General features: G+C 66.0%; 11 protein-coding genes. All 11 read left to right on the top strand.

Annotated elements, in window-relative coordinates; translation table 11 throughout:
• Positions 1–76 precede the first annotated feature (76 nt).
• Positions 77–343, top strand: coding sequence for a flagellar biosynthesis protein FliQ (gene fliQ, locus RIC54_RS10630; RefSeq protein WP_350095971.1), 267 nt, complete (start codon positions 77–79; stop codon positions 341–343).
• Between the two features lie 48 nt (positions 344–391).
• Positions 392–1,159, top strand: a complete 768-nt coding sequence (fliR, locus tag RIC54_RS10625) for a flagellar biosynthetic protein FliR (RefSeq protein ID WP_350095969.1) — start codon at positions 392–394, stop codon at positions 1,157–1,159.
• Positions 1,160–1,171: 12 nt separating this feature from the next.
• On the top strand, positions 1,172–2,248 hold the full coding sequence (gene flhB, locus RIC54_RS10620; RefSeq protein ID WP_350095967.1) for a flagellar biosynthesis protein FlhB: 1,077 nt from the start codon (positions 1,172–1,174) through the stop codon (positions 2,246–2,248).
• 10 nt (positions 2,249–2,258) lie between these two features.
• Entirely contained in the window at positions 2,259–4,241 is a 1,983-nt protein-coding gene (locus tag RIC54_RS10615) for a response regulator (protein WP_350095964.1), read from the top strand.
• Between the two features lie 188 nt (positions 4,242–4,429).
• Positions 4,430–5,512, top strand: a complete 1,083-nt coding sequence (gene recA / locus RIC54_RS10610) for a recombinase RecA (protein WP_350095963.1) — start codon at positions 4,430–4,432, stop codon at positions 5,510–5,512.
• Positions 5,513–5,664: 152 nt separating this feature from the next.
• On the top strand, positions 5,665–8,334 hold the full coding sequence (alaS, locus tag RIC54_RS10605) for an alanine--tRNA ligase (RefSeq protein WP_350095961.1): 2,670 nt from the start codon (positions 5,665–5,667) through the stop codon (positions 8,332–8,334).
• A gap of 26 nt (positions 8,335–8,360) precedes the next feature.
• The gene (locus RIC54_RS10600) at positions 8,361–9,221 is read left to right on the top strand and encodes an AAA family ATPase (RefSeq protein ID WP_350095959.1); all 861 of its coding nucleotides are present in this window, start codon (positions 8,361–8,363) and stop codon (positions 9,219–9,221) included.
• On the top strand, positions 9,218–9,595 hold the full coding sequence (locus RIC54_RS10595) for a hypothetical protein (protein WP_350095957.1): 378 nt from the start codon (positions 9,218–9,220) through the stop codon (positions 9,593–9,595). The genes RIC54_RS10600 and RIC54_RS10595 overlap by 4 nt, the downstream gene beginning before the upstream one ends.
• A 69-nt stretch (positions 9,596–9,664) precedes the next feature.
• A complete protein-coding gene (locus tag RIC54_RS10590) occupies positions 9,665–10,843 on the top strand; it encodes a vWA domain-containing protein (protein ID WP_350151009.1) in 1,179 nt (392 codons plus the stop codon).
• Positions 10,840–11,724 carry a C40 family peptidase gene (locus tag RIC54_RS10585; protein ID WP_350095953.1) on the top strand — a complete coding sequence of 295 codons (885 nt, stop codon included), beginning with the start codon at positions 10,840–10,842 and terminating at the stop codon, positions 11,722–11,724. The genes RIC54_RS10590 and RIC54_RS10585 overlap by 4 nt, the downstream gene beginning before the upstream one ends.
• Positions 11,721–12,584 (top strand): hypothetical protein, encoded by an 864-nt coding sequence (locus RIC54_RS10580; RefSeq protein WP_350095951.1) that lies wholly within the window; start codon positions 11,721–11,723, stop codon positions 12,582–12,584. The genes RIC54_RS10585 and RIC54_RS10580 overlap by 4 nt, the downstream gene beginning before the upstream one ends.
• Positions 12,585–12,598: the final 14 nt, after the last annotated feature.

Genomic DNA, 12,598 nt, shown 5'->3' with positions numbered 1-12,598 from the left:
GATGGCCTGGGAGTATTCTGCCCACCCTGCATTTATTGCCGGGTGGATAGCGGCACTGGTGTGAACGGAGGCCGACATGACCGAGGAAGATGCGCTCTCGATCGCGCGCGACGCGGTCCTGACCTTGCTGACGATGTCCGGCCCGATCATGGCGATCGCTCTGACCGTTGGGCTGACGATCGCGCTGTTTCAGGCTCTGACCCAGTTGCAGGAGATGACCCTGGTCTTCGTGCCGAAGATCATGGTGGTGTTCGCGTCCCTGATGCTGCTGCTGCCCTTCATGCTGGCCCAGATCAGCGCGTTTTTCGAAGGCATCGCCGACAAGATCATCGGATTGCCGTGATGCCCACCGCCGGACGGGCTAGGCGGTTTCGGACGTCGGGAGCCGGACGTGGATCTTGAGGAATACCTGCCGCTTCGGATCTTCCAGATCATGCTGGTGTTTGCGCGGACCAGCGCGGTTCTGCTGCTCCTGCCGGGCATTGGCGAAGTCTTCATTCCGGTTCGGGTCCGGCTGCTGTTCGCAGTTGCGCTCGCCCTGGCAGTGGCACCGGTGATTGCGCCGCAATTGCCGCCGGAGCCCACCAGCGCGGCCGGCTTGCTGACGTTGGTTGCCGGCGAAGTCCTGATCGGCCTGTACTTCGGTCTGGTGGCGCGGATCCTTTGGTTGACGCTCGATACTGCCGGCCGGGTGATCTCGTTCTCCACCGGCCTGGCTTCCGCCACAGTCTTCAACCCGTCGCTGTCGGAGCAGGGGTCCGCGATCGGCCTGGTGCTGACGCTGCTCGGCATCATGATGCTGTTCATCACCGACCTGCATCACATGGTGATTCGGGCCGTGGTCGAGAGCTATGCGGTGTTTCGGCCAGGCGGCGAACTGATGATCGGCGACTTCTCCGAGGCGATCACCGAGCTGGTGTCCGGCAGCTTCAAGGTGGCGGTCCAGCTGTCGGCACCGTTCTTCGTGTTCGGTCTGCTGTTCTTCGTCACTTTGGGCGTGCTGGCGCGGCTGATGCCGCAGCTGCAGATCTTCTTCATTGGCCTTCCGGCGCAGATTTATCTGGGCCTGTTCGTCTGGGTCACCATTCTGGGCGCACTGATGTCGGCGTTTCTGACGTACTATGCCGATACTGCGGCCACGTACCTGATTCCCAACTGAACGAAGCGGGCGATGTCGGACTCCCAGGACGCCTCCCAAAAAACCGAGGAGCCAACCAGCAAGAAGCTCGGTGACGCTCGCAAGAAGGGACAGATTGCCCAGAGCAAGGAGGTCACTAACTTTGCGTCGTTGCTGGCGCTGACCTTCGCGGTGACGATCCTGGCCCCCTACATGGCCATTCAGCTCTACTCGTCGATGGCGATCGTGATCGAGCATGCCGCGGTTGCCCGCATCGACGCCGGCAGCACCAGCGAGATCCTGATGGGGCTGGTGGTCGATACCTTCCTGGCCCTGGCGCCGACCCTGGGAACGGTGCTGGTGCTTGGCGTGGCCGCCGCGCTGGGACAGTCGGGGATACTGTTCACGACCGAACCGATCACGCCGAAGCTGGAGAAGCTGTCGCCGCTCGCCGGCTTCAAGCGGCTGTTCTCGCTGAAGTCGATCGTGGAATTCCTCAAGGGCATCATCAAGCTCGCGATCGTGGCGTTTATTGCCTATGTCCTGATGTCGCCCGAGATCGACCGTGCCGAAGAACTCCTGACGATGGACCTGATCGAGGTCCTCCAGGAGATCCAGACCCTGGTGATCCGGCTGATGATGGGCGTGCTGGCGTTCATGGCCGTGGTGGCGATCGCCGACTACATCTATCAGCGGTACGAGCACTACAAGCAGCTGCGAATGTCCAGACAGGACATCCGCGACGAGCATAAGCAGGCCGAAGGCGATCCGCAGATCAAGGCGCGCCTGCGGCAGATTCGAGCCGATCGGGCACGCCGCCGTATGATGGCGGCGGTTCCGAAGGCCGACGTGGTGATCACCAACCCGACCCACTTTGCCGTCGCTCTGCAGTACGATACGTCTGCGATGGCGGCGCCGGTCGTGGTGGCGAAAGGGTCGGACGCCGTCGCGTTTCGGATCCGCGAGGTCGCCAAGGAACACAAGGTCCCGATCGTCGAGAACCCGCCTTTGGCGCGTGCGCTGTTCGCCAGTGTCGACATCGACGAGCAGATCCCCGAAACCTATTACAAGGCGGTGGCCCAGGTGATCTCCTACGTGTACCGGCTCAAGGGCCGGACGTTCGGCGACTGAGCGACGCCGCATGGAAGCAGCGCAATTGATTGCCAGCGCCGTCTCGATTGCGATCGGGGTGGTGGTCGGCGCTGGTGCCGTGCGCTGGCTGGACAGGCGTGGCAGCGGTGCCGTCGCCTCGGTTGCCGAACCGGCGGATCGCGGTCTGGACCCCGAGCTGGGTCCGCCGGACGATGCAGAGGTGGTGCGCATCCATCTCGACGACGACGGCCGCCTGGTTTCCTTCGAGGGGCCGATCGCGGATCTGCTGGGGGAACAGGCCAGGAGTGGCGGCGGACGGGCGTTTGCCCGGCTGCGGCTGCAGCTTCTGCGTCTGAAGACGACGGAACAGCGGGGGGCGGGCCCGACGGAAGGCGAGGCGATCGAGGGAGAACTGGGCAGGGTGAGCCCGACCTTCGACTCGCTGGACGAGGGATTCAGGGTGACCTTGCGCCGGCTGCCGGATGAACGGACGGCAGCGGCACTGCCCGAACCGACCGGGTCGCCGGAGGCCCTGATCGCCTCGGTGATGCGGGACGCGCCGATCGGCGTGGTGCAGTTGGACGCAGGCGGCCGGATCATTGCGCACAACCGGTTCTTCAGCCGGCTGGCGGGGGACAACCGTCATGACGCGCTGGTCGGGACCGACTTCCTTGACTGCATTGTTCCGGTGGACCGGGAACGGGTTGCTGCCGCGATGCAGCACAGCGAACGCGATGACCCCGTGGAAGCCGGACTGGGGCCGGACGGGGAGGCGTATGTCTCGTTGTTCCTGAGACGAGAAGCGAACGGAGCGGTGGGGCGTTCCATCGTGTTCGCCATCGACATCACGCAACGCCGGATTCTGGAAACCCAGTTCGTGCAGTCCCAGAAGATGCAGGCCGTGGGGCAGTTGGCCGGCGGTGTCGCCCACGACTTCAACAACCTGCTGACGGCGATGACCGGGTTCTGCGACCTGCTGCTGCAGCGTCACCGACCGGGTGACCAGTCGTTCGCCGACGTGATGCAGATCAAGCAGAACGCGAACCGAGCAGCGAACCTGGTGCGCCAGCTGCTGGCGTTCTCGCGGCAGCAGACCCTGATCCCGCGGGTGATCGACGTCACCGAGACGCTGGCGGACCTGTCGCATCTGTTGCGTCGCCTGATCGGCGAGACCGTTACCCTGGAGCTGGTGCATGGCCGCGACCTGAAGCCGGTCAAGGCCGACGTCGGGCAGTTGGAGCAGGTGATCATCAATCTGGTCGTGAATGGCCGCGACGCCATGCCGTCGGGTGGTTTGATCCGCATGCACACCTCGCTGGTGACCACGGTCAAGCCGCTGCGCCAGGGCGAAGAAGCCATGGCGCCCGGGGAGTACGTTCTGATCGACGTGGTGGACAGCGGAACCGGGATTCCGCCCGAACACCTGGCGCGCATCTTCGAGCCGTTCTTCACCACCAAGGAGGTGGGGCAGGGCACCGGCCTCGGCCTGTCCACCGCGTTCGGCATCGTCAAGCAGTTCGGCGGGCACCTGTTCGTCGACAGCACGGTCGGTTCCGGCACGACGTTCTCGGTCTATCTGCCGGCATGGTCCGGCGAACTCGACGCGGTCGCGGAGTCGGCGGACGGGCGACTCGACTCCGATCTGTCAGGAACCGGAACCGTGCTGCTGGTGGAAGACGAGGATCCGGTCCGGCTGTTCGCCGCCCGGGCCCTGCGCAGCAAGGGCTACCATGTGATCGAGGCACGATCGGGCGAGGCGGCCCTCGAACTGCTGGAGCGCGAGGCGCCGCATCTCGATCTGCTGATCACCGACGTGGTGATGCCCGGCATCGACGGCCCCACGCTGTTCAAGACGGTGCGGGAGAGCCGGCCGGGACTGCCGGTGGTGTGCATCTCCGGTTATTCGGAAGATGCCCTGCGCCAGCGAATCGTCGATGCCGAAGGGGTGGCGTTCCTGCCCAAACCGTTCTCGCTGAAACAGCTGGCGGTCGCGGTGAAACGGACCGTCGGGACGTCGATTCCCACATCTTGAGTCGATCACCCTTCGGGAATCCACGATGTAGGCGTGAACAAAACAAGAAAATCTACTTGTGAAAGAGAACAAAATAAGTACGATCTGTGGGGCGCGGCGGCTGCGCTCAGGGTTCGGAACGCACAGCCGTTAGTCTGGAGAGGCCCGTTGCCGCGCCGGGTGCCCCGCGATAGAAGGAGGCCGAGCCGATGACTGCGGCGCTGCGTTTGATCGAGAAGGACGGCATGGACAGGTCCAAGGCACTGGAAGCGGCGCTCAGCCAGATCGAGCGTGCGTTCGGCAAGGGCTCGGTGATGAAGCTCGGCCAGCGGGAAAAGGCGGTCGAGATCGATACCGTGTCGACCGGGTCGATCGGCCTCGATATCGCGCTTGGAATTGGCGGCTTGCCGCGTGGGCGGGTTATCGAGATCTACGGGCCGGAGAGTTCCGGCAAGACCACGCTGTCGTTGCACGTCGTGGCCGAGGCCCAGAAGGCTGGCGGCACCTGCGCCTTCGTTGATGCCGAACACGCCCTCGATCCGATCTATGCCCGCAAGCTCGGGGTCGATATCGACGAGTTGCTGATCTCGCAGCCCGACACCGGAGAGCAGGCACTGGAGATCGCCGACACCCTGGTGCGATCCGGCGCCATCGACGTCCTGGTTGTGGACTCGGTCGCCGCCCTGGTGCCGCGGGCTGAACTTGAGGGCGAGATGGGCGACACCCATGTCGGCCTGCAGGCCCGGCTGATGAGCCAGGCGCTGCGCAAGCTGACCGGATCGATCTCGAAGTCGCGCTGCATGGTGATCTTCATCAACCAGATCCGTCAGAAGATCGGCGTGATGTTCGGCAACCCGGAGACGACCACCGGCGGCAACGCGCTGAAGTTCTATGCCTCGGTCCGCCTGGACATCCGCCGCATCGGCGCGATCAAGGATCGCGACGAGGTGGTCGGCAACCAGACCCGGGTGAAGGTGGTCAAGAATAAGCTGGCGCCGCCGTTCCGGGTGATCGAGTTCGACATCATGTATGGCGAGGGCGTGTCCAAGATGGGCGAGCTGCTCGATCTCGGGGTCAACGCCGGGATCGTCGAGAAATCCGGTGCGTGGTTCTCCCACGGCGGCAACCGGATCGGCCAGGGCCGGGAGAACGCCAAGACCTTCCTGCGACAGAACCCGGACGTCGCGCAGGCGATCGAGCACAAGATCCGGGAGAATGCCGGGCTGGTGGCCGATGCCATGCTGGTCGGGGACCCGGATCCGGGCGAGGGCGACGGCAGCGACGACGCCTGACCGGCTGGCCGCGGTGCGGCTGGGGGAGCGGCGTTCCGTTCCCTGGACAGCCGGGCGAGGCGTCGCTACAAGCGAGGGCTTTCCTTGGCGGGGGCGCGGTTCAGTCGAACCGCGCTTTCGCGTGCCGGGGCAGTGCTGGCTGGAGATTCGCCATGGCGACGACGAACGATATCCGACGCGCGTTTCTTGATTACTTCGCCGCCCAGGGACACACAGCCGTGGAGTCGTCGCCGCTGGTGCCGCGCAACGACCCGACGCTGATGTTCACCACCGCCGGGATGGTGCAGTTCAAGAACGTCTTCACCGGCGCCGAAAAGCGCGACTACGTCCGGGCCGCCACCGCGCAGAAATGCGTGCGCGCCGGCGGCAAGCACAACGACCTGGAGAACGTCGGTTACACCGCGCGCCATCACACCTTCTTCGAGATGCTGGGCAACTTCTCCTTCGGCGACTACTTCAAAGAGAACGCCATCGAGTTTGCCTGGGCCCTGATCACCCGGGACTTCGCGCTGCCGAAGGACCGGCTGCTGGTCACGGTGTACAGCGAAGACGAGGAGGCGGCCGCCCTCTGGCGCAAGGTCGCCGGCTTGCCCGACGACCGGATCATCCGGATCGCGACCTCCGACAATTTCTGGGCGATGGGCGACACCGGCCCCTGCGGCCCATGCTCGGAGATCTTCTTCGACCACGGCCCACACATCGCGGGCGGCCCTCCCGGGTCGCCGGACGAGGACGGCGACCGGTTCATGGAGATCTGGAACCTGGTGTTTATGCAGTTCGAGCAGATCACCAAGGATGAGCGGCGATCGTTGCCGCGGCCGTCGATCGACACCGGCATGGGCCTGGAGCGGATCGCGGCGGTGCTGCAGGGCAAGCACGACAACTACGACACCGACACCATGCGCGCGCTGATCGAAGCGTCGGCGCACGCCTCGAACACCGAGCCGGACGGCCCGTTCAAGGTTTCGCACCGGGTGGTGGCCGACCATCTGCGGGCCAGCGCGTTCCTGATCGCCGACGGCGTGCTGCCGTCCAACGAAGGCCGCGGTTACGTGCTCCGCCGGATCATGCGCCGGGCGATGCGCCACGCCCACATCATGGGTTGCACCGAGCCGTTGATGCACCGGCTGCTGCCGACCCTGGTCCGCGACATGGGTGGGGCCTACCCGGAGCTCGGGCGCGCCCAGGCGCTGATCACCGGTACGCTGCAGCTGGAAGAGACCCGCTTCAAGGATACCCTCGGGCGCGGCCTGAAGCATCTGGAAGAGGCGACCGGCAAGCTCGGTGACGGTCAGGCACTGCCGGGCGACGTCGCCTTCAAGCTGTACGACACCTATGGCTTCCCGTTGGACCTGACCGCCGACATCCTGCGCGGCCAGGGCCGGACCGTGGATCAGGCCGGGTTCGACACGGCGATGGACGCGCAGCGCGCGGCGGCGCGCAAGGCGTGGACCGGATCCGGCGAGGCGGCGACCGATGCCGTCTGGTTCGAGGTCCGCGAGAACACCGGGGCGACCGAGTTCCTGGGCTATGACACCACCGCGGCCGAGGGTCAGGTGACGGCCCTGCTGGTCGACGGCAAGCCGGTGCAGAAGGCCGAGGCCGGTGCGGAAGTGCTGGTGGTCGTGAATCAGACCCCGTTCTACGGCGAGTCCGGTGGTCAGGTCGGCGACACTGGAACGGTACGTGCCATCGACGGCGGCACGGCGACGGTGGCGATCGTCGATACCCAGCGCAAACTGGGCGATGTGTTCGTGCACCGCGGCACCGTGTCGGGCGGCTCGCTGTCGGTCGGCGACGCGGTGCAGTTGACGGTCGACACCGAGCGTCGGGACCGGACCCGCGCCAACCATTCGGCCACCCATCTGATGCACGAGGCGTTGCGCCAGCGGCTGGGCGAGCATGTCGCCCAGAAGGGCTCGATGGTGGCGCCGGAGCGCATGCGTTTTGACTTCAGCCATCCCGCGTCGATTGCGCGTGACGACCTGGCGTGGGTCGAGGCCGAGGTGAACCGTCGGGTACGCGGCAATTCCGAGGTGACCACCCGGCTGATGACCCCGCAGGCGGCGATCGACGAAGGTGCGATGGCGCTGTTCGGCGAGAAGTACGGCGACGAGGTCCGCGTGGTGTCGATGGGCGGGGCGGCCGACAAGGCCAACCGTTCAGCCTGGTCGGTGGAACTGTGCGGCGGCACCCATGTCCGGCGCACCGGCGACATCGGGCTGTTCAAGATTGTCGGCGAGAGCGCGGTGGCGGCCGGCGTGCGCCGGATCGAAGCGGTGACCGGTGCCGGTGCCCTCGACTGGATTGGAGCCCGCGAAACAGCCCTCGGCGAGGCGGCGGCCGAGCTCAAGACCACGCCGGAAGATCTGCCGGCACGGGTTCATGCGCTGGTCGAGGAACGCCGGCGGCTGGAGCGGGAGTTGGTCGAAACCCGCAAGAAGCTGGCTGCCGGTGGCGGTACGGCGGGCGAGGCCAAGAAGGTGGCGGGCCTTACTTATGCCGCACGGGCGCTGGAAGGTGTCCCGGCGCGCGAGCTGAAAGGCCTGGCCGATGCTTTGAAGAAGGAAATCGGATCGGGCGTGGTGGCGGTGGTCAGCGGCGATGAGGGCAAGGCGTCCCTGGTCGTCGGTGTCACCGCAGACCTGACCGGGCGGATCAGCGCGGTTGATCTGGTCCGGGTCGGTTCCGAGGCGCTTGGTGGCAAAGGTGGCGGTGGCCGGCCGGACATGGCGCAGGCCGGGGGGCCGGATGCGTCACAAGCCCAGGCGGCTCTCGATGCGATCGAGGCGGTGCTGGCCCAAGCACCGGCTGCGGCCTGAGAACGGAAACGACACGGGAGCGCCGGATGGCTGAGACGACCCGCTTCGAGGGAACCGACCGCTACGTCGCGACCGAGGACCTGATGGTTGCGGTCAATGCTGCGGTAGCGTTGGGACGGCCGCTGCTGGTCAAGGGCGAGCCCGGGACCGGCAAGACCGTGCTGGCCCGCGAGATCGCAACGGCGCTCGGCAAGCCGCTGATCGAGTGGCACGTCAAGTCGACCACCAAGGCCCAGCACGGCCTGTACGAGTACGACGCGGTCGCCCGGCTGCGTGACGGCCAGCTTGGCGACGAGCGGGTCAAGAACATCGCCAACTACATCCAGCGCGGCAAGCTGTGGGAGGCGTTCGCCTCGGACGAGCAGGTGGTGCTGCTGATCGACGAGATCGACAAGGCCGACATCGAATTCCCGAACGATCTCCTGCTGGAGATCGACCGCATGGAGTTCCACGTCTACGAGACCCGCGAGACCGTGGCCGCCCGGCACCGGCCGATCGTGCTGATCACCTCGAACAACGAGAAGGAATTGCCGGACGCCTTCCTGCGCCGCTGCTTCTTCCACTACATCCGGTTCCCCGACGCCGACACGATGGAGCGCATCGTCGACGTCCATTTCCCGGGACTCAAGAAGGAGGTCCTGAGGGCGGCGTTGACGGCGTTCTACGAGATCCGTGAGGTTCCGGGGGTGAAGAAGAAGCCATCGACCTCGGAGTTCCTCGACTGGATCAAGCTTCTGGTGATCGAGGATATCCCGCCGGAGGCGCTGAAGGTTACCGACAAGAAGGACCTGATCCCTCCGCTGTACGGCGCACTGTTGAAGAACGAGCAGGATGTTCACCTGTTCGAGCGGCTGGCGTTCCTCGCACGACGGGAGGGTCGAGCATGACCGTACGAGCGACGATGCTGGCGGCGTTACTGACGGTGGCCGCGACGGGCCCGGCCACGGCCGGCAAGTTGATCGATGCCGCTCCGCAGGCGATGCGGGCGTACGCCGATCAGGCCGGATACATCCTTGCCTCCGTCAAGGTCTGCGGCGGGGATGCGAAGGAAGAAGAGTACTTCCGCGGGCTGGCGCGCGACACGCTCGTCCAGCTTGGCGCCGACGATGACGACATCGGTTTCCTCGATCACTACATGTCCGAATCGGCGAAGGTCGCCAAGCCGAAGAAGCGCGAATGCCAGGACGAGAACGCGGTCCCGCTGACCTCCAAGCTGTTCACCCATCGAGCGATTATCGAGAAGGCGCTGAAGGCGCAATAACCAGAGTCGTGAGCGCCGGCTGGCGCCGAGCCGCTTGACCGCTGCGCCGGCTGGGGTCACAAGAGTCGGATGTTCACGCGGTTCTTCTACGCGCTGCGCGAGGCGCAGGTGCCGGTGTCGGTCACGGAGTACCTGACCCTTCTGGAGGCCGTGAAGGCCGGACTCGTGGCGTGGTCGGTCGATTCCTTCTACTACCTGTCGCGCGCCGCCCTGGTGAAGGACGAGCGCCACCTCGACCGGTTCGACAAGGTGTTCGGCCACGTTTTCCAGGGGCTGGAGGCGCTTGACGAGCTGTTCGGCAAGGAATTGCCCGAGGAATGGCTGCGCAAGCTGGCCGAGTTGAACCTGACGCCGGAGGAGATGGCGAAGGTCGAGGCGCTGGGTGGCTGGGACAAGCTGATGGAGACTCTGCGCCAGCGCCTGGAGGAGCAGAAGGGCCGGCACCAGGGCGGCTCGAAGTGGATCGGAACGGCCGGCACCTCGCCGTTCGGGGCCAACGGCTACAACCCCGAGGGCGTGCGGATCGGACAGGACGGCAACCGCAACAACCGCGCGGTCAAGGTCTGGGACAAGCGCGAGTTCCGCAACCTGGACGACACCGTCGAGTTGGGCACCCGCAACATCAAGGTGGCGCTGCGCAAGCTGCGCAAGTTCGCCCGCCAGGGCCGCCCGGACGAACTCGACATCGGCGGCACCATCCGCCAGACCGCCAAGAACGGCGGCTGGCTCGACCTGCAGATGCAGGCGGAACGCCGCAACGTGGTGAATGTCGTGCTGTTCCTCGATGTCGGCGGCTCGATGGACCCCTACGTCAAGCTGTGCGAGGAGCTGTTCTCGGCCGCCCGGTCGGAGTTCAAGCACCTGGAGTACTTCTACTTCCACAACTGCCCGTACGAGCGGTTGTGGCGCGACAACCGGCGCCGGCATGTCGAGCGGATTGACACCATGGAGGTGCTGCACACCTTCGGTCCCGACTACAAGGCGGTGTTCGTTGGCGACGCGGCGATGAGCCCGTACGAAATCGCGGTCGCCGGCGGCAGCGTCGAGCACATGAACCCGGAACCGGGCCGGGTATGGATCCAGCGCCTGCTGTCGCACTTCCGGCGTTCGGTCTGGCTGAATCCGGTCCAGGAGCGGTTCTGGAAGTACACCCAGTCGGTCGGGATGGTGCAGGAACTGATGGAGAACCGGATGTACCCGCTGACCCTCGGCGGGCTGGACGGCGCCATCAAGGATCTGAACGCATGACCGCGGAGCGCCTCGATCCACGGCTACACGCCTACCGGTTCGACCTCGCCGGCGCCGGTTTGCAGGGCCGGGTCGACGCTGCGCGGTTCGTGGAGCCGACACCGGCGCGCATCGGCGTCGGTCAGGCATCGCTGAAGGAGGGTCCGTACGACGATGCCCGGCAGGGCAGCGAGTTGCTGTACGGCGAGTTGGTCGACGTCTACGAGCGTGAGGGCGGCTGGGCCTGGGTGCAGAACCGGACCGACGGCTATGTCGGCTATGTCCGCGGCATCACCCTGGTCGAGCAAGGTCCCGAGCCGACCCATCGGATTGCGGCCCTGCGCAGCTATCTGTTCGGCGGGCCGGACCTGAAGCTGCCGCCGCGCGACCTGCTGCACATCACCAGCGCCGTCACTGTGGTGGAGATCCGAGACGACGGCTGGTGCCGGTTGGCGGACACCGCCGGAGGCAGCGGCGGCTGGCTGTGGGCGCGGCACCTGACGCCGCTGGATGCGACCGCCCGCGACTGGATAGCGACCGCTCGGCGGTTCATGGGAGCGCCCTACGCCTGGGGTGGTCGGTCGTCGACCGGCCTCGACTGTTCGGCCCTGGTCCAGCTCTCCCTGGCCCGCTCCGGCCTTGCCGTGCAGCGCGACAGCGACATGCAGGCGCAGACTCTCGGTCTGGAAGTGGAAGGGGGTGTTGATGCGGCGCAGCCCGGTGATGTGCTGTGCTGGCCGGGACATGTCGCGTTCCTGGTCGGTGGCGGCAAGATCCTGCACGCCAATGGCCACCATATGGCGGTGGCAGAAGAGAAGTTGAGCGACTTCCGCGCCCGCACCTTGGAGAAGGTCGGTGACGTGCGGACGGTCCGGCGGCCGGTGGTGGGCGGCAAGGGGTGAGCACCGGAACGTCGGCGCTGCTGCCCATGGCTCCGGCACCTGCCGACCCGGTCCAGGCCACGCTGACCGCGACGCATCTCGGCGACCCTGACGTCTTACGGCGGTACTTCACGTCCCTGCGCTCTGCGGTCGATCCGGCGCTGGCGCGCCAGTACCCGACCTTCACCGGCAAGGGTTACCCGGTTGGCCGCTGCCTGGAGATCCGCGACGCGGTGTTCGCAGTGCTGCAGGAGCGCGTGAATGCGCCCCAGGCCGATGCCGATGCCGTGATAGCCGACTTCCTGCGGCGCGGCGGATCGGCGCGCAAGATCTGGGGCGTGCTGCGCGACACCTACTTCCAGAACGCGATCCAACTGGGCACCTGGTATGTCGACGTTGCCAACGACACCGTGGTCCCGACCAAACCGCCGGTCGAAATCCTACCGATTGCCGACGCCGACATGGTGGCGATTCGCGACTACCGGCACTTCGCCGCGATCGCCGAGAAGTACTGGAAGACAACGATTTATCGGAACTCGGTCTTTCCGCGGCTGGCGGCGATCTTTCCGCTGGTGTGCGTGAACGCGGAAGGGGCGGCATGGCTGGCAGCTGCTTCCGATCAGGTAGTTGAACTGACCCGCAGACACGCCTTTCAACCGTCACTCGACGCGTTGGCGGCGTTTCCCGAACCGCCGGCGCACGGCGTCGCCCTACTGACCCGGCTGGCGGCGCGGGAGGTCGACTCGCTGCTGGATACCGACGGAGATGCAGTGCAGTGCGTGAAGGCCTGCATCGCCGAGAGACGGCACGACGATATCGACTACCGCCAGCGCTGCGTCGCGGCGTATCGGCGCCTGCGGTCGGCGGTTCCGTCGGTATGAGCCTGCTTTCGTTT

This window comes from Thalassobaculum sp. (assembly GCF_040219215.1).
Classification (GTDB): domain Bacteria; phylum Pseudomonadota; class Alphaproteobacteria; order Thalassobaculales; family Thalassobaculaceae; genus Thalassobaculum_A.
The sequence above is the reverse complement of the archived record's forward strand: the minus strand, read 5'-3'. Positions and strand labels throughout refer to the sequence as shown.